A 26,198-nucleotide genomic window follows, 5' to 3' on the forward strand; every position below is an offset into this window, starting at 1 on the left:
TCATTCAAATCGGCTGCTTCGCATGATTCCGCCAAAGCACATTCTTTTATAAAACGTTCAGGAACTTCTATCGGTAACACTTCCACCCATGATCGGCGCTTTTTTAAAAAAGGAATGTCTTAATGAGTTTTGAAGGAAGCGAGGACAAAAACTTGAGAAGATCAATATTTATATCGTCTGTATGCGGTAGAATTTGAAAATTTCCCAGTACTCAAAAGAAGGAATGACACAGAAAAATCGCAGCACTCTTTATTTTTACCTCATTTCAAAAAATTATTCAACTTAAATAATGCTTTGACATATAAATGATAGGGTTGACTCTTTTTTGCAAAAGAAAAGCGGGACTTTCCGTCCCGCTTTTCTCTATTTATGGCCGGATCACAAGATTTGGTTTTTTCTTCAGGCTGTGTCTTCCGTCAACGAATCGGACCGTTCCTGATTTCGCACGGATGACCAGGCTTTCAGTCGTGCCGACGGAGCCTTTGAACTGAACGCCTTTCAGCAGCTCTCCGTCCGTCACGCCCGTTGCGGCAAAAATGGCGTCATCCCCTCTCACAAGGTCCTCCATCCGGAGCACTTTGGATACATCAAGGCCCATTCGCTCACAGCGGGCCTGCTCTTCCGCACTTTGCGGCAGAAGCCTGCCGATGATTTCGCCGCCGAGCGCTTTTAACGCAACGGCAGACAGCACGCCTTCAGGAGCCCCGCCTGAACCGAAGAGAATGTCTACTCCCGTATGGTCAAAGGCCGTATTGATGGCGCCCGCGACATCACCGTCGTTGATCAATTTGATTCTGGCGCCCGCCTCACGCAATTCAGAGATGATTTTTTCGTGTCTGTCACGATTTAAAATGGTTGCCACGACATCTTCAATGTCTTTATTTTTCGCTTTCGCAACGGCTTTTAAGTTATCAATGACAGGCGCTTCGATATCGATGCAGCCTACCGCTTCGGGACCGACCGCGATTTTTTCCATATACATATCCGGGGCGTTCAGCAATGTTCCATGGTCGGCGACCGCGATCACCGTCAGCGCATTCCAGCCGCCGCTCGCTACGATGTTTGTGCCTTCAAGAGGATCGACGGCGACATCGACGCGCGGGCCGTATCCGTTTCCGAGCTTTTCGCCGATGTAAAGCATCGGCGCTTCATCCATCTCGCCTTCCCCGATCACGACCGTGCCTTTCATCGGCACCGTGTCAAACACGTCACGCATTGCGCTTGTCGCCGCATCATCAGCTTCATCTTTTTTCCCGCGGCCCATCCATCTGGCAGATGCTAAAGCCGCCGCTTCAGTGACTCGAACCAATTCCATCGATAAGCTTCTTTCCATTTCAACACGATCTCCTCTCAAAAGTCCGCATTTCTATGAATTTTGGAGCTGTTCTATCTCTTCGTCCGTCAGCCTTTGCCGCCAGATTGTGGCGCCCAGACCTTCGAGTTTTTTCTCAAGATTGCTGTAGCCGCGGTCTAAATGCTCGAGACCGGTAATTTCGGTTACGCCGTCAGCCATGAGTCCGGCGACGACCAGACAAGCGCCTGCGCGCAGATCGCTCGCCTTTACTTTTGCGCCCTGAAGCTCGGCCGGACCGGTGATAATGGCCGACCTGCCTTCCACTTTCATATTGGCCCCCATCCGTCTCAGCTCATCTATATGTTTAAATCGGGCCGAGTAGATGGTGTCGGTTACGACGCTCGTGCCGCTGGCTCTCGTTAACAGAGATGTCATCGGCTGCTGAAGATCAGTCGGGAATCCCGGGTAAACAAGCGTTTTTACGTCGACCGGTTTTATCTGCTTCTGCCCGCCGAGCATAAGAAGCTGATCGTCACTCGTCTCGATGTAAAAACCCATTTCCCTGAGCTTCGCCGTTAAAGACTCCAGGTGAGTCGGTATGACATTATCAATAATGACTTCTTTCCCCATCGCGGCGCCGGCGATCATAAAGGTGCCCGCCTCAATTCTGTCCGGAATGATCGTATGCCTGCATCCGTGCAGCTCTTTTACGCCGTCGATTCTGATTACATTGGTTCCCGCGCCTTTGATCTTCGCGCCCATGCTGGTGAGCAATGTGGCAACATCAATAATCTCAGGTTCCTTGGCGGCGTTTTCTATCACGGTTTTACCTTCAGCCAGTACAGCGGCAAGCATGATATTGATCGTCGCTCCGACGCTGACGACATCTAAATAAATCCGTGCGCCTCTCAGCCTTTCGGCGCGCAGATAAATCGCGCCTTGTTCATTGGTGACTTCCGCCCCAAGCGCCTCAAACCCTTTGATATGCTGGTCAATCGGCCGCGGCCCGAGATGGCATCCGCCCGGCAGTCCGATGACCGCCTGTTTGAAGCGGCCGAGCATCGCGCCCATTAAGTAATAGGAAGCGCGGAGTTTTTCACTTTGCCGTTGGGAAGCGGCATGCTGATCATCGGGGAAGGGTCGACGACCATTTCTCCTTTTTCAAAATGGACGTTTCCGCCGATTTCTTTCAGCAGGTCACGCAGCGTTTCAATATCTGAGATCTCCGGAAGCCCTTCGATCGTTACTTCGGAATTTGCCAGAATGGTTGCGGGTATCAATGCGACGGCGCTGTTTTTCGCGCCGCTGATATGTACGGTTCCGTTTAACGGATCGCCGCCGGCAATATTCAACTTTTCCATGATAGTCTCCTTCCATAAGAAGATAGCTGCGGAGCGTAAATAAAATGGCATTTTATTCTGTCTCTGCAAATAAAGCTCTTGTCCAAAATGTAGCCAATTCGAAGAGAAAGAATACAAGGACATTATAAAATAACAGGAAGAAAATAGCGAAGCTTTGCGGGGCATTTTTAACACAGGATGCACAGAGGCCCGCCGGGTTCATATTCCGGGGAAACACACTCTTCACTTTGATACTGAAGGCCCGCTGCCAAACAGGAAAACATAAGGGTGCGGCAAACGGATGCAACCGGTTTGCCGCCCTTTTCCCCCTTATTTATTCCAGTCAGCCAAGAATTGCTCGATGCCTTTATCCGTTAACGGATGTTTCGTCAGCTGGTGAATGACTTTCAGCGGCATCGTACCGATATGCGCACCGCGTAAAGCGGCTTCAGTCACGTGCTGTGCATGACGGATGGAAGCTGCGATGATTTGTGTATCAATGTCATGAATGTCAAAAATCTGTCTTATTTCTGAAATCAGTTCAAGACCGTTATGGCCGATGTCATCCAGACGGCCTAAGAACGGAGATACATAAGTCGCCCCGGCTCTTGCCGCCAAAAGCGCTTGGTTGGCGCTGAAAATGAGCGTTACGTTTGTTTTAATGTTCAGGTCGCTCAGCGCTTTTACGGCTTTTAACCCTTCAGACGTCATCGGGATTTTCACCGTAATATTCGGCGCGATTTTCGCAAGTTCTTTACCTTCTTCAATCATTTCTTCAGCATTCAGGGAAATGACTTCCGCGCTTACTGATCCGCTCACGACTTCCGTAATCTCACGAAGTCTGTCATGGAAAGACACGTCAGCTTCTTTCGCCACTAAACTAGGGTTTGTCGTAACTCCGGCAAGAACGCCAAGTTCATAAGCTTCTTTAATCTCGTCAATGTTTGCTGTATCAATGAAAAATAACATAAGGAAAGCCTCCCCAGTAATAAATTTTCAGAACTGTAAAACATGATTGCGCTTTCTAAAGGTAAGACATAAAACCGCCTGTCAATGCTGTCAGGCGGTTTATGGATGTTACATTGAATTAAGCTTGGTTTGAAGAACCGAACTCACGCATTTTGCCGATAACCGTTTCTTTGATTGCTTCACGAGCAGGTCCAAGATATTTACGAGGATCGTATTCGTTCGGCTTAGCTGCCAATGTTTCGCGGACAGCTTTTGCAGAAGAAATTTGGTTTTCAGTGTTTACGTTGATTTTAGCCGTACCAAGTGAGATTGATTTTTTAATGTCGGCAGTCGGAATTCCTGTACCGCCGTGAAGTACTAACGGAAGGCCGGTTGATTTTCCGATATCTTCCATTTCTTTGAAACCGAGGTTCGGTTCGCCTTTGTAAGGACCGTGAACAGAACCCAGTGCAGGTGCAAGGCAGTCGATGCCAGTGCGCTCTACAAGTTCTTGACACTCTTTAGGGTCAGCATAGATTACGCCTTCAGCGATCACGTCATCTTCCTGTCCGCCTACAGTTCCAAGCTCAGCTTCAACTGAAACGCCGTGGAAATGAGCAAGCTCAACCACTTTAGCTGTAGTTGCTACGTTTTCCTCAAACGGATGGTGAGATGCGTCGATCATTACAGAAGTGAAACCTGCATGAATCGCTTTCGCACAAGATTCAAAGCTTGAACCGTGGTCTAAGTGAATCGCGACAGGAACTGTCACTTTGTATTCTTCCATAAGAGCTTTAACCATGGCAACCACTGTTTTGAAGCCGCCCATGTAGCGTCCCGCGCCTTCTGAAACACCAAGAATAACCGGGGATTTTTCCTCTTCTGCTGCTTGTAAAATAGCTTGAGTGAACTCAAGGTTATTTAAGTTAAATTGTCCAACAGCATATCCTTTTTCTTTAGCTGTATTCAACATTTCCGTCATTGAAACTAAAGGCATGTCGAAAGTCCTCCTTATGTAGCCTGATTTGCTTCTTCTCGAAAAAAGCTTTCCACCTATAGCATGACCATAAAAACCTGTCATATGTAAAACAACAGATCGCTTTTTCTCCATCTCTAGGATACCAACTTTTCGACAAATCGGCAACACAATGACATAATTGTTTCTAATTTTATTAATTCGATTTTAGAGGTAAATATTTTTTCACCGCGTCTCTGATCTCATCAATGTCAAAAGGTTTCGCAAAATGAGTCAGCGCTCCGAGCTCTTTTGATTCCTTAATCATATCGAGTTCTCCGTAAGCGGTCATGATAATGACGCGGATGGATTCGTCGATCATCTTCATGCGCTTGAGAATTTCGATACCGTCCATGCCGGGGATTTTCATATCTAAAAGCACGAGATCGGGCCGTTCTTTCGTTACGATGTCCAGCGCCTGTATGCCGTTGGCGGCCTGAAACGTCTGGTACCCTTCTTTATGGAACACTTCATTGAGCAATATGCGTATACCGTATTGGTCATCTACGATTAAAATCTTTTCATTCATCATTTTACACCCCAATATTATCATTTTCGTCAAAAGGAAGCAGTTGTTTATGTATTCTGTTTGATTTTCACATTTCCTTTAATTATAATAGTCTACTTTCCGACATTTTCTGAGCATTTTCTCTTTTGTTGTATACTGTTCTTGTATGTGTAAAGGAGGTTTCACTCATGTTAAAGATATTTACGACACAGCTTGCAGGCATTTTTTCCCGCATTCAGGATAAGGAATCCGAAGCAATAGAAGACGGCGCGCGCCTGCTGGCGCAGGCAGCCGTCAGCGGTCATACCATTTATTTATACGGCGCAAATGAGATGCAGGGCATTTTGTGCGAGGCGGAACTCGGCTCAGAACCGATGCCTTCCGTCAAAGCGTTTCCGGATACAGCTGATTCGATTACAGAAAGCGACAGGGTGCTGATGTTTTGTTCAGGTCCGGGAACAGCTGAAGAACAGACGCTGGCTCAAAAGCTTTATGAAAAAGGGGTCGGCCTCGTTTGCGTATCTCCTGTCATCAAAGATCAAACCGGGATTGAGGAATTTTGTGATGTTCATATTGACAGCAAATTAAAAATGCCGCTTCTGCCCGATGAAGACGGGACAAGATACGGCTTTCCTTCATTAATGACAGGCCTGTATGTCTATCACGCGCTATCCTTTACGTTAAAGGAAATGATGCAGGAATATGCCTGATGCAGAAAAAAGACTTGCCGCTTTTAAAGGAGGCAAGTCTTTTTTTATTACTTCTGTTCTGCAGCTTGTACGGAAGCGCCGATAAAGTCTTTGAATAAAGGCTGAGGTCTTGTCGGTCTTGATTTGAACTCAGGGTGGAACTGGCAAGCGACATACCAAGGATGGTCTTTCAGCTCGATGATTTCCACAAGACGGCCGTCAGGGCTTGTTCCTGAGAACACAAAACCGTTCTCTTCCATTTGCTGTCTGTATTCGTTGTTGAATTCATAACGGTGGCGGTGGCGTTCGTATACCACTTCATCCGCATACGCTTCGAAGGCTTTCGTGTCTTCCTGAAGCTTACAAGGGTACAGTCCGAGACGAAGCGTTCCTCCAAGATCCTCGACATCTTTTTGTTCTGGCAGAAGGTCGATGATCGGATAAGGGGTGGACGGATCGATCTCCGCAGAGTGAGCCCCTTCCAGGCCTAATACGTTTCGAGCATATTCAATGGATGCAATCTGCATACCGAGGCAGATGCCGAAGAAAGGAATTTTATTCTCACGCGCATACTTGGCGGCAATGATTTTCCCTTCTACGCCGCGGTCCCCGAAACCGCCGGGCACGATGATTCCGTCTGTGCCGCCAGTCAGCTCTTGAATATTGCTTTCTGTCACTTCTTCGGCGTTAATCCATTTGATCTTCACATCAGCGTCAAACGCATAGCCCGCGTGGCGCAGTGATTCAACGACTGAAATGTAAGCGTCCTGAAGCTCGACGTATTTACCAACTAGGCTGATTGTAATGGTTTTAGACAAGTTTTTCACTTTCGTGACAAGGTCTTTCCATTCCGTCATATCCGGGTCTTTGCATTCTAATTTCATATGATCGCAGACAAGCTTATCGAGTCCCTGCTCCTGAAGGTTAAGCGGGATGGAGTAAAGGTTGTCCGCATCTTCGCACTCGATGACCGCTTTCGTGTCAATATCGCAGAAGAGCGCGATTTTATCTTTCATATCTTGAGAAATCGGCATTTCCGTGCGCACGACGATGATATTAGGCTGAATACCGAGGCTTCTCAGCTCTTTTACGCTGTGCTGCGTCGGTTTTGTTTTCAGCTCGCCCGCCGCTTTGATGTACGGAACAAGCGTACAGTGAATGTACATCACGTTTTCATGGCCGATGTCGCTTTTCATTTGACGGATGGCTTCAAGGAACGGAAGGGATTCGATGTCTCCCACTGTTCCGCCGATCTCAGTAATGACTACATCTGCGTTTGTTTCTTTGCCTGCACGGTAAACGCGGTCTTTCAGTTCATTTGTGATGTGCGGAATGACCTGAACCGTTCCGCCGAGGTAGTCCCCGCGGCGCTCTTTTTTCAATACGGCAGAATAGATTTTACCGGTCGTCACGTTGCTGAATCTGTTCAGATTAATGTCAATGAACCGCTCATAATGCCCTAAGTCAAGGTCAGTCTCAGCGCCGTCATCGGTAACGAATACCTCACCGTGCTGGTACGGGCTCATCGTTCCCGGGTCAACGTTGATATAAGGGTCAAATTTTTGGATGGTGACGCTCATGCCTCTGTTTTTCAAAAGGCGGCCGAGTGATGCTGCCACAATTCCTTTTCCGAGTGATGATACAACTCCCCCGGTTACAAAAATATATTTCGTCATTTCGTTTGCTCCTCTCTTCGGTCTGCGCTACATTCCTTAAAATGTGCCGTTTTATAGAAAATCATTTCACTAAAAACAAATGATGTGTAAAAGAATTTGGGAGATGAAAATAAGAAAGCTCCCTTTCAATTTCTTGAAAGGGAGCGTAGCACTCTTATGAATTCTCTTCTTTTTGAAGAGCCCAAAATACATACTACATAGTTCGACAATGAAAGTCAAGATCGTTTTGCTGATATAAAATCAGTCTTTGCGATCCTCTTCCTCATCATCATAATCTTCCTCATCTTCTTCAATCATCTCATCTTCAATCTCAAGCTCGTCGTCATCTTCTTCATCGATATCTTCGTCTTCAAAGCTGTCTGCGTCAAGGTCAATATCTTCTTCCATTTCATCGAGATCGATGTCATCTTCATCAACTTCCTCGAATTCATCAAGATCGAGATCTTCCTCAACGGCTTTTTTCGCTTTTTTCTTTTTCGCTTTTACAGTCGGCTGTGTTTCTTCGTCCAGCTGATCGTACGGATACCAGCTGCGGAGCCCCCATGTCTGATCTGACAGAGCAATAAAGCGGCCGTCAATGTTGAGGTCTGTATAAAATTGGGCGATACGGTCGCCCAGTTCCTCTTTCGTAACACCGAGCATGGAGATCATTTCATTCAGCAGCTCCTGGAACGGAACCGGTTTTTTATGTTCTGAGAAAATTTCGTGAGCGATTTCAACTAAAGCCATCTGCTTCAGCTGTTCCTGAGAATATTGTTTGATACTCAAGGTCGGACACTCCCTTTCTATTACTTATATGTATCTGTTTCTATCCTATAATAAGAACGAATTTGTATTGTTTTGTTCATAAACCATACCTCTCATTATAAACAAATTAAAACAGAATATGCTACCCTAAACAGCGTAATTTAAGAAATTTTAGAGCCTTCCCTTCATAAATCGGCTGATGTGCGAAAACAAAGCCGCCGGCATATGCGCCGGCGGCCCGCTTCTTTCTATAAAGACTCTTGTTTTTCGGCGCCGAATACAGACATGGCGAGCAATTCACTGACATCATAAGTGCCGATCGCGTCTTCGGCTTCTTTCGCTTTCGTCCCGTCACCGAGCATGGTCAGACAGTAAGGACATCCGGAGCTGATGACCGTCGGACTGACAGAAAGCGCCTGCTCAGTCCGGGCCGTGTTGATTCTCGCTCCCGTTTCTTCTTCCATCCACATGAGCCCTCCCCCGGCGCCGCAGCACATCCCGTTTTCGCGGCTGCGCTCCATTTCCTTCAATTGAACGCCCGGAATGGCTTTTAAGATCGCTCTCGGCGGCTCATACACTTCATTGTATCTTCCTAAATAGCACGAGTCATGGAAGGTAATCGTTTCATTGACCGGGTGAAGCGGTTTTAGTTTCCCCTGTGACACAAGCTCGGCTAATAATTCAGTATGATGATAGACTTCGGCCCGGAATCCGAAATCAGGATATTCATTTTTGAACATATTATAGGCGTGCGGATCAATTGTGACGATTTTTTTGATTCCGTGTTTTTCAAATTCGCCGATGTTGTGTTCCGCCAGCTCTTGGAACAGAAACTCGTTGCCCAAACGGCGCGGCGTATCGCCTGAGTTTTTTTCCTTATTGCCGAGAATCGCAAAGGATACGCCCGCTTCATTGAGCAGCTTTGCAAATGAGACGGCAATCTTTTGGCTCCTGTTGTCGTAGGAACCCATTGAGCCGACCCAAAACAAATAGTCGAACTCTTTGTCTTGTTTTTTCATTTCTTTCACTGTCGGAATCTCTGTATCAGCCTGCTCCCGCCAGTTCTCCCGCTCTTTCCGGTTTAAGCCCCACGGGTTTCCCTGTCTTTCAATGCTTGTCATGGCCCGCTGCGCGTCGCTGTCCATCTTCCCTTCCGTGAGCACAAGATAGCGGCGCAGATCGATAATTTTATCAACGTGTTCATTCATGACCGGACATTGATCTTCACAGTTGCGGCAAGTGGTGCACGCCCAAATCTCCTCTTCCGTGATGACCTCGCCGATTAAGCTCGGGTTGTAATCAATGGCTGCCGCCGCTTCACGCGATCCTCCCCCAGAGGAAGCCGCGGCGAGCTGATTCGCCTTCGTGTGCTGAAAAACGGGCGCGGGCACCCACGGAGATTTTGATGTCACGGCAGCGCCTTTTTCCGTCAAATGGTCTCTGAGCTTTAAAATGAGGTCCATCGGCGAGAGCATTTTGCCCGTACCGGAGGCCGGACACATATTTGTACAGCGGCCGCATTCGACGCAGGCGTAAAGGTCGACAAGCTGAGAGCGGCGGAAGTCTTCAATCTTTCCGACGCCGTAGCTTTCTTTCGTCTCATCGGTAAAATCGATTTTTTCCAGCTTTCCTTTTGAATCCAGCCTGCTGAGGAACACATTCGCCGGGCCCGCAATTAAGTGCGCATGCTTTGATTGCGGCACGTACACTAAAAAGCTGAGCAAAAACAACAGATGAAGCCACCATGAAACATAAAACACGGCGGCAGCCGCCGGCGCTGAAAGACCCCCGAGCACAAACGCAATGGAGGATGCGATCGGTTCCGTCCAAGACAGAGAATGATCGTGCCATAAAAGGTTCATGGCGTTCCCGAGAAGCACCGTCACCATCAGTCCGCCGATAAACAGCAGGACAAGCCCCGCTTTAAACCCGCGTTTCAGTCTGACGAGCTTTTCAATGTAGCGCCGGTAAAACGCCCAGACTACGGCGATTAAAATCAGAAACGTGACGATTTCCTGAAAAAAGGTAAACGCCGGATAAAGCGGGCCGAACGGCAGATGGCGGTCAGGAAGCAGCCCTTTCAGAATAAAATCAATTGCGCCGAACTGAACGAGTATAAAACCGTAAAAAACAGAACGTGGATGATTCCGCTCTTTTTATCTTTCAGCAATTTTTTCTGTCCGAACACATTCACCCATATCTTCTGAAGACGTTCTTTCAGGCGTTTATCAAATTCTTCCCTTTGGCCGAGCTTAATATAAGCGATCCTCGTTCTGATCAGGTAAACGAATAAATAAACGGCGTAAGCGGTTACAGCTGAAAACAGCAGCGCGTTTACCATGAGAAATGCGTTCATCTTGTCTCCCCCTTTGTTCTTATTCCCCTCTTCATTGTCATATCTTTACTTTATCATAAATAATGAATGAGTGTTCAGTCAATAATTAAATTCACATTCTCAGGGCACACTACGGATACTTCGGAAAGGAGCGTCGGTATGAAGGTCATTTTTGTGTTGCTTGTCATTTTTATCATATTGATCGCACTTATGCTGCTTGATATGCTGCTTGGCCGGGCGGCGTACAAAAAACAGGCGTATGAGCCCGTTTTTGACCCGAAAAAAAGTGATATCAGACTTATTCACTGCGGCAGCGAGCTTGTGCAGCAGATGACGGCTGATATCCGCCAAGCCGTCTCTTCTATTCATATGATGTTTTTTATTATGAAGAACGACCAAGTCAGCCATGAGATGTTTGATTTATTGAAAGAAAAGGCCCGGGCCGGCGTCTCCGTATATCTGCTGCTCGATTGGGCGGGCAGCCGCCAAGTGAAAAAGCCTTCCATTCAAACGATGAAAAAAGCCGGCGTTCACGTTCATTTTCTAAATAAACCGGCATTTCCGTTTCTTTTTTTCAGGCTGCAAAAACGGAATCACCGGAAAGTGACCGTCATTGACGGCAAAATCGGCTATGTCGGCGGTTTTAATATCGCTGAAGAGTACCTCGGCAAAAAAGCGAAGTTCGGAAACTGGGAGGATTATCACCTGCGGATGACCGGCGAAGGCACGGCGGATCTTCAGACTCTGTTTGTAAGCGATCTGAAACGAAACACCGGAAAAGCACCCGAATCACCCGGGGTTTATCCGGCATTATCCGAAGGGAATATCTCTCATAGGACATATGCATCTGACGGGTTTTCGCTTGAATCGCATTATGAAAACTGCATCCGTAAGGCGGAGAAAAAAATCATTATTGGCACGCCTTATTATGTACCGAGCAAAAAGCTTCAGGAAGCGCTTATTTCAGCCTGCCGAAAAGGCGTCAAAGTCATCTTGATCGTGCCGATGAAGTCAGACCACCCGCTCGTTCGGGAAACAGCTTTTGCCTATTATCCCGAGCTTCTGAAGGCCGGCTGCCTCATTTATCGGTATTATCAAGGCTTTTATCATGTTAAAGCCTTCATTATAGATGACCGCATCAGCATTATCGGCACGCCGAATTTTGATAAACGGAGCCTGTTCTGGAATGAAGAGGTGAATGTCATCATTCATGATGAAGCCTTTACAAAGGAAGTGCTTTCAACCATAAAGCAGGACATCGAAAAATGCGAGCTTCTCACATTAGAAAAAGTGAAACAGCGCTCCGTCAGACAGCTTCCTGCAGAATGGCTGGGAAAGGCCGTATCTTACTTTTTATAAAGGAGAAACCATATGCTGTTCAGATTCGGATTCGTCGCAAACGCCATGTGCCTTTGGGACGCGTCCCCCGCCAAAACCTTAACATATGCGCGCTATACCAAGCTTTCCCGCAGTGAGCGGAAAGACGCCCTGCTTTCTGTGACGAAAGCAAATCTTACCAATACGCTGCGCACCCTCCACTATGTGGTCGGCCACGGCATCCCTTTATACAGGTTCTCAAGCTCAATTGTGCCGCTCGCCACGCACCCGGATGTAATGTGGGATTTTATCACGCCGTTTCGCCAGGAGTTTCGTGAGATCGGCGGGCTGGTCAGAAAATATGACCTCAGAACGAGCTTTCATCCGAACCAATTCACGCTTTTTACAAGCCCGAAACGGGAGATTACCGCAAATGCGGTCAAGGATATGGCCTATCATTATAACATGCTGGACGCAATGGGCATCGCGGACCGTTCCGTCATCAACATCCATGTCGGAGGCGCTTACGGTGACAAACAAAGCGCGCTTGGCCGTTTCCGCGTGAATCTGAAAGAACTTCCCGATGTCATCAAACAGCGGATGACTTTAGAAAACGATGATAAAACATATACGTCCGAGGAAACACTCAGTGTATGTGAGCAAGAAGGCATTCCGTTTGTGTTTGATTATCACCATTTTTACGCCAATCCGACAGATGACGCTGATTTAGATGACATTCTTCCGCGGATGATCAAAACATGGCAGCGGATCGGCTTAAAGCCGAAGGTCCATCTCTCCTCGCCAAAATCAGAATCAGCCGTACGCAGTCATGCGGACTATGTGGATGCGAATTTTATTCTGCCGGTGCTGGAGCGGTTCAGACAATGGGATACGGACATCGATTTTATGATTGAGGCGAAAGAGAAAGACCGGGCGCTGCTCCGGCTCGTCGAAGAATTAAGCGCCATCCGCGGAGTTAAACGCCTGGCGGGCGGAGTGCTGAGGTGGAAGGTATAACCAGGTTTATCACCCGTTCATATGGGGAATTTCCGAAATAACAGACCATCAGACGGAGGAGAAAACACATGAAAAACATTACATCTTTGAAAATAGCCGCTAAGAAGTTCACTTTAAGAAACATGCTTCAGCTTTATCAGCTTTGCCACACGGGAGGCCACGAGCTGTATATCTACTCTAAAAAAACAATGTGCAAAATCAAAGATATCATTGAGCTGGAAACGTTCAGAATGGCTCATAAAGAACAAGAATATTTAATTGTAGTGGAAGGAAAGAAAGCGGTGCAGCTTGTTGACCGTTTCAAACATATCATCGAACCTGCGCAAAAAGAAGCCCATTAAATAAGGACTACATAAAAAAGGATAGACAGGAGGCTGCCCGGCCCCCGCTCGTCTATCCTTTTTCCATTATTCATGTATCAGCTCGCCGAATTGGGCCTGATGGAGTCTCTGGTACATGCCGCCGGATGCCAGCAGTTCCTTATGATGACCTTGTTCAGCGATGCCTTCTTTCGTGACGACGACGATCCGGTCCGCATCCTTAATCGTAGCCAGCCGATGGGCGATCACAAGCGTTGTGCGTCCTTCAGACAGCTCTTGCAGCGATTTTTGAATGGCGGCTTCCGTTTCTGTATCGAGGGCTGATGTAGCCTCGTCTAAAATTAAGATCGACGGGTTTTTCAAAAACATTCTGGCGATGGAAAGCCGTTGCTTCTGCCCGCCTGACAGCTTCACGCCGCGCTCGCCGATCACCGTGTTTAAACCGTCGGGATACCCGTTTACCAAATCCTCTAAATGTGCCTGGCGGACGGCCTGCCGGATTTCTTCCTCAGACGCATCGAGCCGCCCGTACGCAATGTTTTCCCGCAATGTGCCGGAAAACAGAAAGACATCCTGCTGGACGACGCCGATTTGTCCGCGCAATGATGACAGCGTCATGTCCTTAATATCGATACCGTCGATGGAAATCACGCCTTCAGACGGCTCATAAAAGCGCGGCAGCAGACTTGTCAGCGTTGATTTCCCCGCTCCCGAAGGCCCGACGAATGCGACTGTCTCCCCGGCATGAATGGACAAATTGATTCCCGACAGAACCGGGCTGTTTTCTTCGTAACCGAATGACACACCATCATAACGGATATTCCCTTTTAAACCGGACACATGTCTCGCGTTCGGGGCGTCCTTGATATCAGGCTCCGTTTCCATTATTTCTATAAAGCTTTTAAAACCGGCTATGCCTCTCGGATACAGCTCAATAATCGCGTTGATTTTATCAATCGGACGGAACAGAACGTTCGTCAGCAGCACAAAAGCGACGAATTCTCCGTAAGATAACGATCCGCGGATCACGAACCATGTCCCGCACAACAGGACGAACAGCGTGACGAATCTTGTCAGCATGTAACTGATCGAGCCGTTTTTCGCCATGATTTTATATGACGTCAGCTTTGTTTTGCGGAAACGCTGATTGTTCACGTCAAACCGCTGCTTTTCAAACGCTTCATTGCTGAAAGCCTGAACAAGACGAATGCCGCCGATATTGTTTTCGACCCTCGCGCTGAAGTCTCCGACGTCTTTGTTCAGTTTTGTAAACGCAGAGGTCATTTTTTTATTAAAATACAAAGCAAGCCAAATGACGACCGGCATAATGATAAAGGTCAACAGCGCGAGCTGCCAGTTAATGAACAGCATCACACCGAACGCGCCCAAAATCGTCATGACCGCGATAAACAGGTCTTCAGGCCCGTGGTGGGCGGTTTCTCCGATATACATCAAATCATTGGTGAGCTTGGACATTAAACTGCCCGTTTTGTTGTTATCGTAAAATTTGAACGAAAGCTTTTGCAGATGGTCAAAAAGCTTTTTCCGCATATCGGTTTCAATGTTAATGCCGAGCATATGGCCCCAATACGTCACAACATACTGAAGCGCCGAGCTGAGGGCGTAGACTCCGAATAAAGCAGCGGAAGTCAAAATAATCAGACGCCAATCCCGCCCCGGGAGCAATGTATCGATAAAGTAATTGACAATCAAAGGAAAACTCAGCTCCATCAATCCGCCGGCGATGGCAGAAAAGAAGTCGAGAAAAAACAGCTTTTTGTACGGTTTATAATAAGAAAAAAATTGTCGCAGCACGATTCCGTCCTCCTTGTGCCTCGTTCCTAATGATAATATTTCTCAATTATACTATACACAAGGAGTTTTAAAAGCGTTTTTTATAAAACGCCGGAAAATAACCGCGCGAAGGATTCCTTCGTTCTTTCCCATAATGTGCGCTTATAGAAACGGACGGGGCTGATTTTCTCAGACTCTCTCATATCCTCCAGATAATGCGCTTCAAGATCTTTGATCGCCTTTTGATCTGTAAAAAAGACATTGACCTCAAAGTTCAGCTGAAAGCTTCTCATGTCCATGTTCGCCGTCCCGACAGAGGCGAGGTTTCCGTCAGTGATGAGCACCTTTTGATGCATAAAGCCTTTTTGATAGGAATAGACTTCGATTCCTTCGCGAAGAAGCTCGGGGAAATACGATCTCGTCGCGTACTGGGTTAAAAATCCGTCATTGGTTTCCGGCACCATGACTCGCACCCGGACGCCTCTGGCAGCAGCCTCCTTTAGCGCTGTGCGGATCGGCTCATTCGGCACGAAATAAGGCGTCGCGATCCATACAGATGATTCGGCCGCCGCTATCATGGCATAATACAGATCGCTCATCCGTTCCTTCATATCGGGGCCCGTCGGAACGACTTGATAGACGCCGCCGCTTTCTGCAGGGACCGGGCGGCTGTATGCTTTCTGATCAATCAGCACCTCATCCGAAACGTATTCCCAATCAAGCATAAAAATGCTGTGGAGCGTCTGAACGATTTCTCCTTCGACTTTCATATGGGTGTCCCGCCAAAAACCGACACTTTGGTCTTTGCCGATATACTCCTTGCCGACATTCAGCCCGCCTACAAAACCGGTTTTCCCGTCAACGATGACGATCTTGCGGTGATTTCTGAAATTGAATTTTTGGTTGAAAAAACCGTATTTCAGCGGCAGAAACGGGACGATGTTCACGCCCGCGTGTTTCAGTTTTTTAATGTCTTTGCCGGCCAGCTTCAGGCTGCCGGCCGCGTCGAACAAAAACCGCACCTCCACGCCTTGACGCGCTTTTTCCATCATAATGTCCATCATCTTGTGCCCAAGCATGTCTGATTTGAACATGTAATACTCAATATGTATAAATGATGCTGCCGACCTGAGCGCTTCAAACAGCTCCGGAAATGTTTCGTCCCCGTTTTTGAGCACCTTCAGCCTGCTTTTTGTATTGATATTCATATGGGACGCCTTGATTGAATATTGAAAGAAACGCTTCTGATTTCCTTTCAGCCCGGATAGATCGGGCGTCTGTTCCATATCAAATATCGTTCTCAGCTTTTCCCGGTTGTATGTCCGTTTTGACCTGAACAGCTTGCCTTTTTCATAAAGCTGGCCGGAAAACAGGTAAAATAAGTACCCGGCGATCGGAAAAAACACAAGAATATGAATCCATAACAGCGTGTGCTGCGAGGTGCGGTTTTCAAGAATTAACGAATAGATGCTGAACAAAATAATGCTTGCATAGCAAAGCAACCCTCCGTAAAACTCAAGCCTGGAAACCGGAAAAAACCATATGACATATGCTCCGATAAGCATCATATATAAAAAGCAAAATTCCAGTCTCCTTTTCAGCATCCCGACTCTCTCCCATCTGATCCGATATCTCTGTATACCCTCTGTTTTCCGGCCTGTAAACATATGAAAAATCCTCTCCGCACGAGCGGAAAGGATTATGATGACACTTCCTGTGACTGGCCGGGTGTGATGTTCTGAAGCAATGCCGGATTAAGCGAGCAGCTGCCTTTGATTTTATTTTTGAAGATGCCGATGATCAGACCGGTAACCGCAATCGACACTAAGGAGAAGAGCCCTTTCAGCAATCCGACGGAGAAAATGCCGGCCAGCACGACGCCAAAATCGAAGAGGAAATTAACGGCACCCGGATTCCATCCGCAGCGCTTTTGCAGAAATAAAGCGAGGATATTGGCGCCGCCGAGCGATGCCTGATGATAAAACATGAGCGACAGGCCGAACCCGATCAGCGCCCCGCCGCAAATCGCCCCGGCAAGCGGTGAAACAGAGACCGGCGGCAGCCAGTGATCCGCGCCGGTAAACAGAGTCAGCACTGTGACTGCAAAAACGGTGGATAGAGTGAATTTGATTCCCATTCTGATGAGAGAAAATATATAAAACGGGATATTGATCAGAAAGAAGATAATCGCAAACGAGGAATGAAACAAGTATGACAGGCTTAGTGACAGTCCCGCTGTGCCGCCGGTTAATACATGAGAATGTCTGAGTGTCAGGATGCCGGCGCTTGTCATCAGACAGGCGGCTAAAATGAGGAAAATCCGCTTCATTCTTCACTCTCCTTTTGTTGATGTTATTTCCAAATAAAACATAACAGGAATCCCCGCCGCCCAGCCATTACCTTGGCAGAAAATATCTTATGTTTTTATTTTCTCACCATAAAAAATCCCCCTCTTGCAGGGGGATTTTTACGTGCGTTTCCGATAGACAACATAGCTGCGGGTCAAATACTTGAGGGGCAGGCTGAACACGTGAACCAATCTTGTAAACGGCCAGAGAATAAAAACGACGTACCCTATGATGATATGAAACTTAAACCATAGCGGGACACTTTCCATCAAAGAAGCGTCAGGCCGGAACAAAACAATTTCCCTGAACCACGGCCCGACTGTTGCCCTGTAATCAAATCCTTTCGAATCAATGTTGAGAAACGTGGCCGCAACGCCTGACAGCATCATGAACAGCAGCAGGAGGAGCGTCAGGATATCCGATGGCGAGCTGGTTTTGCGGATTCTTTTGTCAAACAGCCTTCTGTACGTCAGGATCACTAGTCCGGTACATGCCGCAATCCCCGCCGGCAGGCCTGCGCCGATCGCCATTTTGTGATACGTATGCTCTGAAATGCCAAGTGCAGCATACACGCCTTCCGGGATCAGAATTCCCATGACATGTCCGCCGACAACGCACAGCAGTCCCCAATGAAAAAGTGTGCTGCCCGCCGCGAGTTTTTCTTTTCTAACAGCTCGCTTGATTTCGCCGTCCAGCCGAATTGGTCATGCTGATAGCGGTAAATATGCCCGCCGATAAAGATCGTCAATACAATGTACGGCATAATCCCCCACAGGATCTGCCCGCTCATGCCTGAACAGCCCCTTCTTCAGTGCTTTCATGTACACCGATGCTTTCCAGCGCGGCCTGCAGCACGTGCAGCAGCTCAGCATAGAGGCTGTCATTTTTTTCGAGGCGGGAAGCCAGCTCCCTCACATTGGACAGGTATTTCTCAAACACGCTTCTCACCGCTTCAATCTCCGCAACTGCGGCGAATTCCAGCATCAGCGGCAGGTAATCAGGCAGTTCTTTCTCTGTCGGCAGGAAACCGGATTGCTGGTAGGTGTTTTTTAAATGCAGCAATTCGATGCCGCGTTCCCTTTGTTCGCCTGAGTTAAAGTAGGTGACGTACATATTCGTTTTTTTCCGAAATCGAACGTATACACATAGTGTTCAATCAGCGCTTCTCGAGAAAACCTGGCTGCCGCCTCGAAAAATTGCAGCAGTTTCTCACGAATTTGCTGATTGGTGATGTCATGGATAAGAGCCTCCCAATCGGGAAGCCCGGCTCTCCACTCTTCATCCGGATAAGAGAGAAGAATGGAAAGAGCTGCGAACGTCATTTGCCGGTCTGTGGTGTTCATCTTGTTCCACCTCATTTATCAAAAGTTAGAAACAAGAGCCGGGGCCGCCTGAAAATGACAAGCCGCAGCTTCCTTGTTCAGCGTATAAATCAGACACTTCTTCACGATGGCTGCTCGGGATCACAAAGCGGTCATCATATTTGGCGATCGCAAGCAGCCGATACATGTCTTCAATTTGCTGTTCTGTTAAACCGACACCGGAGATCAGTGCCGCGTCGATGGATTTATTCGTCTGGACCGCCCTCATATACTGACGCATGACGGACATTTTCTTTAACGTTGACCGAATATGATCCGTATCACCGGCCGTTAATAACTGGGCCAAATAGTCAATCGGAATTCTCATTTGGTCGATAGCCGGGAAAATATCTTCCGCCGTTTGCCGGCTGCCTTTTCCTTCAAAGAGATTCATAATCGGGCTGAGCGGCGGAATGTACCAAACCATCGGCAGCGTACGGTACTCAGGATGAAGCGGCAGCGCAATCTTCCAATCGATGATCATTTTATAGATTGGCGATTGCTGCGCGGCCTCTATCCATTCAGCCGGGATGCCTTGTTCTTTTGCTAGTTTGGCAACTTCAGGATCATTCGGATCAAGAAAAACGTCCAGTTGGGAATGGTAGAGATCCTTTTCATTTTCAACGGAGGCCGCTTCCTCCACTTTGTCCGCGTCGTACAGCATGACGCCGAGATAGCGGATTCTGCCCACACACGTTTCGGAGCAGATGGTCGGCAGCCCCGCCTCCAAGCGCGGAAAGCAGAGTGTGCATTTTTCCGCTTTGTTCGTCTGCCAGTTAAAATAGACTTTTTTATAAGGACAGGATGAGACACAATATCTCCATGAACGGCACGCGTTTTGATCAACGAGTACGATGCCGTCTTCCTCACGTTTGTACATGGCGCCGGACGGGCAGGAGGACACGCATGCCGGATTGATGCAGTGCTCACAAATACGGGGCAGATACATCATAAAGACCTCATCGAATTCTGTTTTGATCGATTCCTCCATTTTTTGAACGTTTGGATCTTCAAGCCCTGTAATATGGCCGCCCGCGAGATCATCCTCCCAGTTCGGGCCCCATTCGATATTCATAAAATCACCCGTCAATGACGATTTCGGCCGTGCCACCGGCTGGTGCTTTTTCTGCGGACTGTTTGTTAATGTTTCATAATCATAGTTCCAAGGTTCATAGTAATCATCAATCGTCGGCTGGTTCGGGTTATAGAAAAGGCCTGCTAGCCGATTCGTTTTCGGGCCTGATTTCAGCTCGAGCTTTCCTTTTTTCAATGTCCAGCCGCCTTTATATTTGTCCTGGTCCTCCCATTGCTTCGGGTAGCCGATGCCGGGCTTTGTTTCGACATTATTAAAATACATATATTCCGCACCGGAACGATTTGTCCACGTGTTTTTGCAGGTGACGCTGCACGTGTGGCAGCCGATGCATTTATCCAAGTTCATGACCATCCCGATCTGCGCTTTAATCTTCAAGCCAATCGACCTCCTTCAGCTTGCGAATGACGACATTCAGATCGCGCTGATTCCCCGTCGGACCGTAATAGTTAAAGCCGTAACTGAGCTGTGCGTAGCCCCCGATCATCTGGGTCGGCTTGACGTGAATCCTTGTCGGGCTGTTATGGGTGCCTCCGCGGTTATTCGTCAGTTTTGTGCCGGGCACGTTGATGTGGCGGTCCTGGGCATGGTGCATAAACGCCATTCCTTTAGGAATCCGGTGAGACAAAACCGCTCTCGCCACGACAACGCCGTTTCGGTTGAAGCATTCAATCCAATCGTTGTCTTTGATATCCGTGTCCTCTGCGTCATCTTTATTCATCCACACGGTCGGCCCGCCCCGGAACAGCGTCAGCATCGGCAGGGAATCAAAATACATGCTGTGAACGGACCATTTATTATGCGGCGTCAAATAATTAAGAACGATCTCTTTGCCCTCTTGATCAGGCCGCTTGCTTAGGAACGGGCGGTGCTGGAGGATCGGTTTAAATGTCGCCATCGTTTCACCGAATTCCATCATCAGTTCATGATCGACATAATAGGATTGTCTGCCTGTCAGCGTCCGCCACGGGATTAATTTTTCCACATTCGTCGTAAACGGCGAGTATCTGCGCCCTCCTTTTTCTGAGCCGGTAAAAGCCGGAGACGTGATGACCGTTTTCGGCTGGGCTGTAATTTGCTCGAACGTAAAGCATTCTTCCTCGCGTTCTTCCGCCAGGTCTTTCAGCCTCAGGTTGGTGATGTTTTCAAGCGATTCCCATGCTTTCACGGCGACCTTTCCATTTGAGGTGGACGACAGGGTTAAAATCGCTTCTGCCGCCTGCTTTGCTTCACTTATATTCGGGCATCCTTTGGCAACGCCGTCTGAATCGGTTTCTCCCAGTCTCTGTTTGAGTGATTCGTATTCATCCGCAATCGACCAGCTCATCCCTTTTGTTCCGCTCGGCTTTAAAGCAGCGTTAGGACCGAGTGCGGTCATTTTATGAAAAATGTGTTTGTAATCCCGTTCAACGACATGGATGTTCGGCATCGTTTTTCCCGGAATGGCTTCACATTCGCCCTTGCTCCAGTCATTGATTTTTCCGAACGGCTGGGCCAATTCCTGCATCGTGTCGTGGAGGAGCGGCGTCGCGACTACCTCTTTCACCGGCTCCATCTCGACTTCTTCCGCCAGGTCGGAAACGGCTTTTGACAGCGCCTTAAAAATATCCCAGTCTGACCTCGATTCCCACGGCGCCGAGATCGCCGGAGCAAAGGGATGAATAAACGGGTGCATATCCGTGCTGCTGAGATCGTGTTTTTCATACCATGTCGCCGCCGGCAGCACGATATCGGAATACAGCGCCGTACCGGCCATTCGAAAGTCGAGATTGATTAACAAGTCAAGCTTGCCTTCCGGCGCCTGTTCCCGCCATTTGATTTCTTCAGGGCGGATGCTGTCGCTGTCGTCATTCATCAGACCGTTCGTCGTCCCCAGCAGATGCTTGAGAAAATATTCATGCCCTTTTCCTGAGCTTGAGATCAGATTTGCCCGCCAGACGAAGAGATTCCTTGGGAAATTCACTTCATTGTCCGGGTCTTCAATCGCGAATTTCAGCTTTTTGTCCTGAAGCTGTGAGGCTACATACGCACCAACGTCTTCAGGTGTCGCCGCCCCCGCTTTTTCAGCTTCTTTGTACAGGTCAATGCCGTTTTGATTGAATGTCGGATAGGACGGCAGCCACCCTAATCGCGCTGCCAGCACATTGTAATCGGCGTGATGCTTGTAGCGGGATGACGCGGCTATCGGTGAAGCCAAGTCACTGATCGGCTGGTCTTCATAACGCCACTGGTCTGTCGCAAAGTAAAAAAATGAGGTGCCGTTTTGCAGTTTAGGCACGCCTTCCCAGTCCTTTGCGGTTGCGATCGTCTGCCACCCTTCAGCAGGACGGAGCTTTTCCTGCCCCACGTAATGGGCCCAGCCTCCGCCGTTTACGCCTTGGGCGCCTACGAGTAAAACAAGATTTAACACCGCACGGTAAATCGTGTCGGAGTTGAACCAGTGGTTGATTCCCGCCCCTACGATAATCATCGATCTGCCGTCTGTATCGATCGCATTTTGAGCAAACTCCCTGGCAATCTGTATAACGGCTTCTCTTTTAATTCCCGTGATCTGTTCCTGCCAGGCAGGTGTAAACGGACGGGGATCATCATAAGATGCGGCTGATTGTCCGCCGATGCCCCGGTTCACGCCGTAGTTTGCCAATATCAAGTCAAACACGGTCGTGACGTACGTCTCTTCACCATTCAGATCCAATTTTTTAATAGGAAGATTCCGCTCAAGCACTTTGTTTCCGTCATTTGAAAAATACGGAATGCGCACTGTACTGATTTCATCCTCTATTCCGAGCACGGAGAGACGGGGCTCGATCTGTTCCCCGGTGTCTTCGTCGATCATATGCAGATTCCATTTCTGCTGCCCGTCCCAGCGGGAGCCCATTGTTCCTTGCGGTATGGCAAACGCACCTGTCTGTTCATTCCAGACAGCCGGCTTCCACTGATCATGCTTTGTCTGCCGCCCGATGTCTTTCGCATGCAAAAACCGCCCCGCAGTGTATACGCCATTTTCCTTTGACAGAGTGACGAGAAATGGAAAATCAGTGTATTGCTTCGCGTACTCAATAAAACGTTCAGTTTCTTGGTTCGCGTAAAATTCCTGCAAAATGACGTGACCCATCGCCATCGCAAGCGCCCCGTCAGTCCCTTGGCGAATACTCAGCCAGTCATCCGCGAACTTTGAGGACTCCGCAAAATCGGGACTGATTGAAATAACCTTGGCGCCTTTATAGCGGGCTTCCGCCAGAAAATGCGCATCAGGCGTTCTCGTTAACGGAACGTTGGAGCCCCATGTGATGATATAGCCTGAATTGTACCAATCACTGCTTTCCGGAACGTCCGTCTGGTCGCCCCAAATTTGCGGGGACGCCGGCGGGAGATCCGCATACCAGTCATAAAAACTGAGCATTGGGCCGCCGATTAAAGACATGAATCGCGAACCTGATGCGTGGCTGATCATGGACATCGCCGGGATCGGAGAAAAACCGACATTCCGGTCAGGCCCGTATTTCATCATTGTATACAGCAGAGAGGCTGAAATCAGCTTCAGCACTTCCGGCCATTCCGCGCGGACAAAGCCGCCTTTCCCTCTTGCCTGTTTATAGGACTTCGCTTTTTCAGGGTTTTCAACGATCGATTTCCAGGCATCCAGCGGATTTTGATGCGTCTGCAGTGCTTCCCGCCACAAATTGATCAGCACACCTCGCACATATGGATATTTCACACGGAGCGGGCTGTAGATGTACCATGAAAAACTGGCCCCCCGCGGACAGCCTCTCGGTTCGAAATCAGGCATATCCGGGCCTGTTGATGGATAATTCAAGTTTTGTCCTTCCCACGTGACAATTCCGTTTTTCACATAAATATTCCAGCTGCAAGAACCCGTGCAGTTGACGCCGTGGGTGGAGCGAACGACTTTGTCGTACTGCCATCTGTTTCTGTATACATTCTCCCAATCACGATCTTCGCTTGTCGTTTGGCTATGATGATTTGAATGATGTTCGATAGGAGAAAAATAGTTTAATCTCCTGAGCAACGGACTCATTTTCTTTTTCTTCATGATCGTTCACTCCTTCCGAGTCAGGTGATGCTATGTACACTATAAACAGAGACGGCGCATCACCTTGTGAACTATGTCACACACTCTGCTTTTTTCACAAAACGTTCACACAGAGCAGCAGGAAGGATTTTCAAACGATATAGGGACGCCCGCGTCATCAAAAAACCGGTTCTGTTTAAGAACCGGGTTCGGCGTTTTCATCCCGTGATGTATGCAGATACCTCAAAAACAACTGATAGGAACAGAAGACATTTTGCTGAAGCATCGCCAAAAAGTTCATTTGCAGCCGCGGATGGTAAGACATCATTTGCTTAAATACGGAATATGGAATATGGAGTACCAGAATATCCGGTGAGGCATTGACTGAGATAAAAGGCGATAAAGAGAGCCCGCCTTTTTCATCAATCGGAAACACATCGCCTTTTTCCCACAGCGCAACGGTTTGCGACCCTTCAGGAAGCCTGCTGTCCGTAAAACGGATATTGCCTTTTAATACAATATAAACGGATTGTGAATGAAGAAAGGATGGAGATTGGTCAGATGAGCCGCGGATAAACGTCCCGTTTTTCAGCAAGGTTTCGACAATGGACAGAGGCACTTCATTAAACATAGGAAGTTGTTTCAGAAATAATAAATAGTCACACTGATTCATAGGAAAGCCTCCTGTGCTATTGATAGCTTTAGTGTAGCCCGATTGAGCCCGCGCGGCAGTGATGTATTTCACAGCTTGTATGATAAAGGTCACTTATCAGGAGAGTGTTTGCACTTATAATGAAATAAAAAGGAGGGTTTCGATGAAAGCGATGATTCCGAAGCAGCACGGCGCATGGGCGATGCTGCTGATTCCATTTTTACTCGGCATGGTCAAGGGAGGCCCGGTTTTCTGGCATATTCCGCTCTTTCTGGGCTGGCTGTTCCTTTACTTGACGGTTTATCCCGTTTCGCTCGCTTTGAAAAAGAAACAGCTTCGGCCCTATCAAAAGTGGATATGGTATTACGGTTTTCCGGCCTGCTGCTTTTTGATCATTTCTGTCTTTCATAAGCCGCAGCTCGTCTGGATCGGCGTTTTTTTATTGCCGCTGTTTCTCATACATACGCATTATGCCCGCCGAAAAAACGAACGGGCGCTCACGAATGATATTGCGGGTGTTCTGTTCTTTTGTTCGGGCGGGCTTGCGAGCTGCTGGCTGGGAACGGGAATCCTTGACGGCTGGGCTTGGTTTCTATTCTTGCAATCCGCTTTATTTTTTGTTGGGAGTTCTTTTTATGTGAAATCGGTCATACGGGAGAGAAAAAACAGAAGGTTTGCTTACTGGTCGTGGGGATATCACCTCTTGCTCCCCTTTTTATCGGCCCTTCTCGGGGCAGGCTGGGCGTTTCTCGCTTTTATCCCAAGCAGTCTGCGGGCCTGGTTTTTTCATGGAAGAGACTGGCCGGTGAAAACGATCGGCATTCTGGAAATCGTAAATGCCGGCTTCTTTTTCGCCGTCATGTGTATATGTATCACAAGCTGAAAAACAAGGACATCGGCTGCCCTTGTTTTTTCAGTCAATATTGCAGATCTCAAGCGGACAATTTTCACACTCGATCTCGCATCGTAAATAGTCCCGCTTGTGCAAAATAATTTTTCCGGTTTCGTCTATCGAAATAACCCCTTGTTTGCGGAGGTCTCCCAGCATGCGGTTGACGCTCTCCCTTGCCGCCGCGCAAAACTTAGCCAAATCCTGATTTGTCAGCACAATGTTAATCAGAATCCCGTCGCTTCGTTCCAACCCGTAGCTGTTTGATAAGCGGATAAGGGTAGAATAGAGCGCCCCTTTTTTGCCGTGAAGAAGCAGATCCCTGATCTTAGACTGGATTTTTCGCAGATGGGTGCTCATCCATTTCATAAATTCAAACGTTAAAACACCGTTTTGGATCAATTCCTTTTCCAGCTTGTTTTTATTAATGACGAGCACCTCCCCGTCCTCTAACACTTTCGCACTGAGCATATATCTCGGCTCATCTGTGAATAGCGTCAATTCCCCGACAATATCGTGTTTCTGGCAGATTCTAAGTGTCAGGTCTTTTCCGTCAGACGTCAGCTTGCCGATTTCAATGAGTCCTGATTGAATCAGATAAAGCTCTTCTGCATCCATTCCTTCTTGAAACAAATACGTGTGTTTTTTCATTTTCCTTTTCGTACTGATCGATTCCAGCAATTCATGCAGTTCGCGGGAAAGAAGTTCTTTATCAGATTTTCGGACAGAGAGAATATTCATGAGCTCACCTCGAAGAAAGTCACGTTGCGTATGTATATTGTAACGTGACTTGATTTGCACTCGCCCAGAAAAAATTAACAA

18 protein-coding genes and 4 pseudogenes are annotated in these 26,198 nt (G+C 47.9%); 5 read left to right on the forward strand and 17 right to left on the reverse strand.

Annotated elements, in window-relative coordinates:
- Positions 1 to 367 precede the first annotated feature (367 nt).
- The 5 genes and pseudogenes from glpX to spo0F form a co-directional block, all read right to left on the reverse strand.
- Positions 368 to 1,333 (reverse strand): class II fructose-bisphosphatase, encoded by a 966-nt coding sequence (glpX, locus tag D368_RS01120; protein ID WP_003151105.1) that lies wholly within the window; start codon positions 1,331 to 1,333, stop codon positions 368 to 370.
- A 33-nt stretch (positions 1,334 to 1,366) separates the two neighbouring features.
- Positions 1,367 to 2,655 (reverse strand): annotated as a pseudogene (locus D368_RS01125) (UDP-N-acetylglucosamine 1-carboxyvinyltransferase).
- Positions 2,656 to 2,964: 309 nt separating this feature from the next.
- On the reverse strand, positions 2,965 to 3,603 hold the full coding sequence (gene fsa / locus D368_RS01130) for a fructose-6-phosphate aldolase (protein WP_003151103.1): 639 nt from the start codon (positions 3,601 to 3,603) through the stop codon (positions 2,965 to 2,967).
- A gap of 118 nt (positions 3,604 to 3,721) precedes the next feature.
- Positions 3,722 to 4,579: a class II fructose-bisphosphate aldolase gene (locus D368_RS01135; RefSeq protein ID WP_003151102.1), complete on the reverse strand. Its 858-nt coding sequence runs from the start codon at positions 4,577 to 4,579 to the stop codon at positions 3,722 to 3,724.
- Positions 4,580 to 4,754: 175 nt separating this feature from the next.
- Complete coding sequence (gene spo0F / locus D368_RS01140; protein ID WP_012118670.1) at positions 4,755 to 5,129, reverse strand: sporulation initiation phosphotransferase Spo0F; 375 nt, start codon at positions 5,127 to 5,129, stop codon at positions 4,755 to 4,757.
- A 164-nt stretch (positions 5,130 to 5,293) separates the two neighbouring features.
- Here spo0F and D368_RS01145 point away from each other — a divergent pair, with 164 nt between their 5' ends.
- Positions 5,294 to 5,815 (forward strand): DUF2529 domain-containing protein, encoded by a 522-nt coding sequence (locus D368_RS01145; RefSeq protein WP_025853590.1) that lies wholly within the window; start codon positions 5,294 to 5,296, stop codon positions 5,813 to 5,815.
- A gap of 47 nt (positions 5,816 to 5,862) precedes the next feature.
- Here the strand turns inward: D368_RS01145 and pyrG are convergent, their stop codons facing one another.
- From pyrG to D368_RS01160, 3 genes and pseudogenes are all read right to left on the reverse strand, one after another.
- Complete coding sequence (gene pyrG, locus D368_RS01150) at positions 5,863 to 7,470, reverse strand: glutamine hydrolyzing CTP synthase (protein WP_003151098.1); 1,608 nt, start codon at positions 7,468 to 7,470, stop codon at positions 5,863 to 5,865.
- Between the two features lie 240 nt (positions 7,471 to 7,710).
- The gene (gene rpoE, locus D368_RS01155) at positions 7,711 to 8,238 is read right to left on the reverse strand and encodes a DNA-directed RNA polymerase subunit delta (RefSeq protein ID WP_071392416.1); all 528 of its coding nucleotides are present in this window, start codon (positions 8,236 to 8,238) and stop codon (positions 7,711 to 7,713) included.
- 227 nt (positions 8,239 to 8,465) lie between these two features.
- A pseudogene (locus D368_RS01160) lies at positions 8,466 to 10,573 on the reverse strand ((Fe-S)-binding protein).
- A 138-nt stretch (positions 10,574 to 10,711) separates the two neighbouring features.
- On the opposite strand from D368_RS01160, the gene cls (D368_RS01165) reads away from it, so the two are divergent.
- The 3 genes from cls (D368_RS01165) (at position 10,712) to D368_RS01175 (ending at position 13,227) form a co-directional block, all read left to right on the forward strand.
- Positions 10,712 to 11,911: a cardiolipin synthase gene (gene cls, locus D368_RS01165; protein ID WP_071392417.1), complete on the forward strand. Its 1,200-nt coding sequence runs from the start codon at positions 10,712 to 10,714 to the stop codon at positions 11,909 to 11,911.
- A gap of 12 nt (positions 11,912 to 11,923) precedes the next feature.
- Complete coding sequence (gene uvsE, locus D368_RS01170) at positions 11,924 to 12,886, forward strand: UV DNA damage repair endonuclease UvsE (protein ID WP_103526565.1); 963 nt, start codon at positions 11,924 to 11,926, stop codon at positions 12,884 to 12,886.
- A gap of 68 nt (positions 12,887 to 12,954) precedes the next feature.
- A complete protein-coding gene (locus D368_RS01175; RefSeq protein ID WP_003151087.1) occupies positions 12,955 to 13,227 on the forward strand; it encodes a hypothetical protein in 273 nt (90 codons plus the stop codon).
- A 66-nt stretch (positions 13,228 to 13,293) separates the two neighbouring features.
- Here the strand turns inward: D368_RS01175 and D368_RS01180 are convergent, their stop codons facing one another.
- The 8 genes and pseudogenes from D368_RS01180 to D368_RS01215 all read right to left on the reverse strand — a co-directional run bounded on the left by D368_RS01180 (position 13,294) and on the right by D368_RS01215 (position 24,508).
- The gene (locus tag D368_RS01180) at positions 13,294 to 15,021 is read right to left on the reverse strand and encodes an ABC transporter ATP-binding protein (RefSeq protein ID WP_025853595.1); all 1,728 of its coding nucleotides are present in this window, start codon (positions 15,019 to 15,021) and stop codon (positions 13,294 to 13,296) included.
- 80 nt (positions 15,022 to 15,101) lie between these two features.
- Positions 15,102 to 16,604, reverse strand: a complete 1,503-nt coding sequence (gene cls, locus D368_RS01185) for a cardiolipin synthase (protein WP_069473610.1) — start codon at positions 16,602 to 16,604, stop codon at positions 15,102 to 15,104.
- Positions 16,605 to 16,699: 95 nt separating this feature from the next.
- Positions 16,700 to 17,329, reverse strand: coding sequence for a YitT family protein (locus D368_RS01190; protein ID WP_069473611.1), 630 nt, complete (start codon positions 17,327 to 17,329; stop codon positions 16,700 to 16,702).
- Positions 17,330 to 17,467: 138 nt separating this feature from the next.
- A pseudogene (gene narI / locus D368_RS01195) lies at positions 17,468 to 18,138 on the reverse strand (respiratory nitrate reductase subunit gamma).
- Positions 18,135 to 18,706: pseudogene (gene narJ / locus D368_RS01200) on the reverse strand (nitrate reductase molybdenum cofactor assembly chaperone). Before narJ ends, narI begins: the two co-directional pseudogenes overlap by 4 nt.
- Before the next feature lie 10 nt (positions 18,707 to 18,716).
- Positions 18,717 to 20,180 carry a nitrate reductase subunit beta gene (gene narH / locus D368_RS01205; protein ID WP_128574481.1) on the reverse strand — a complete coding sequence of 488 codons (1,464 nt, stop codon included), beginning with the start codon at positions 20,178 to 20,180 and terminating at the stop codon, positions 18,717 to 18,719.
- On the reverse strand, positions 20,170 to 23,856 hold the full coding sequence (locus D368_RS01210) for a nitrate reductase subunit alpha (RefSeq protein WP_128574482.1): 3,687 nt from the start codon (positions 23,854 to 23,856) through the stop codon (positions 20,170 to 20,172). Before D368_RS01210 ends, narH begins: the two co-directional genes overlap by 11 nt.
- A 175-nt stretch (positions 23,857 to 24,031) precedes the next feature.
- Entirely contained in the window at positions 24,032 to 24,508 is a 477-nt protein-coding gene (locus D368_RS01215) for a cyclic nucleotide-binding domain-containing protein (protein WP_007407629.1), read from the reverse strand.
- A 142-nt stretch (positions 24,509 to 24,650) separates the two neighbouring features.
- Between D368_RS01215 and D368_RS01220 the strand changes: the two genes are divergently transcribed.
- Entirely contained in the window at positions 24,651 to 25,370 is a 720-nt protein-coding gene (locus D368_RS01220; RefSeq protein WP_101562516.1) for a YwiC-like family protein, read from the forward strand.
- 30 nt (positions 25,371 to 25,400) lie between these two features.
- On the opposite strand, the gene fnr is transcribed toward D368_RS01220, so the two are convergent.
- The gene (fnr, locus tag D368_RS01225; protein WP_061890877.1) at positions 25,401 to 26,117 is read right to left on the reverse strand and encodes a fumarate/nitrate reduction transcriptional regulator Fnr; all 717 of its coding nucleotides are present in this window, start codon (positions 26,115 to 26,117) and stop codon (positions 25,401 to 25,403) included.
- Between the last annotated feature and the right edge of the window lie 81 nt (positions 26,118 to 26,198).

It is taken from the genome of Paenibacillus lentimorbus NRRL B-30488, assembly GCF_000411595.1.
In the GTDB taxonomy this organism is placed as follows: domain Bacteria; phylum Bacillota; class Bacilli; order Bacillales; family Bacillaceae; genus Bacillus; species Bacillus velezensis.

Bases quoted from the DNA above. Each gene is read 5' to 3' on its own strand.
- cls (WP_069473610.1), bottom strand. From the start codon at position 16,604: ATGCTGAAAAGGAGACTGGAATTTTGCTTTTTATATATGATGCTTATC.
- D368_RS01215 (WP_007407629.1), bottom strand. From the start codon at position 24,508: ATGAATCAGTGTGACTATTTATTATTTCTGAAACAACTTCCTATGTTT.
- D368_RS01190 (WP_069473611.1), bottom strand. From the start codon at position 17,329: ATGAAGCGGATTTTCCTCATTTTAGCCGCCTGTCTGATGACAAGCGCC.
- D368_RS01210 (WP_128574482.1), bottom strand. From the start codon at position 23,856: ATGAAGAAAAAGAAAATGAGTCCGTTGCTCAGGAGATTAAACTATTTT.
- cls (WP_071392417.1), top strand. From the start codon at position 10,712: ATGAAGGTCATTTTTGTGTTGCTTGTCATTTTTATCATATTGATCGCA.
- fnr (WP_061890877.1), bottom strand. From the start codon at position 26,117: ATGAATATTCTCTCTGTCCGAAAATCTGATAAAGAACTTCTTTCCCGC.
- fsa (WP_003151103.1), bottom strand. From the start codon at position 3,603: ATGTTATTTTTCATTGATACAGCAAACATTGACGAGATTAAAGAAGCT.
- spo0F (WP_012118670.1), bottom strand. From the start codon at position 5,129: ATGATGAATGAAAAGATTTTAATCGTAGATGACCAATACGGTATACGC.
- D368_RS01220 (WP_101562516.1), top strand. From the start codon at position 24,651: ATGAAAGCGATGATTCCGAAGCAGCACGGCGCATGGGCGATGCTGCTG.
- D368_RS01135 (WP_003151102.1), bottom strand. From the start codon at position 4,579: ATGCCTTTAGTTTCAATGACGGAAATGTTGAATACAGCTAAAGAAAAA.
- pyrG (WP_003151098.1), bottom strand. From the start codon at position 7,470: ATGACGAAATATATTTTTGTAACCGGGGGAGTTGTATCATCACTCGGA.
- uvsE (WP_103526565.1), top strand. From the start codon at position 11,924: ATGCTGTTCAGATTCGGATTCGTCGCAAACGCCATGTGCCTTTGGGAC.
- D368_RS01145 (WP_025853590.1), top strand. From the start codon at position 5,294: ATGTTAAAGATATTTACGACACAGCTTGCAGGCATTTTTTCCCGCATT.
- D368_RS01175 (WP_003151087.1), top strand. From the start codon at position 12,955: ATGAAAAACATTACATCTTTGAAAATAGCCGCTAAGAAGTTCACTTTA.
- glpX (WP_003151105.1), bottom strand. From the start codon at position 1,333: ATGGAAAGAAGCTTATCGATGGAATTGGTTCGAGTCACTGAAGCGGCG.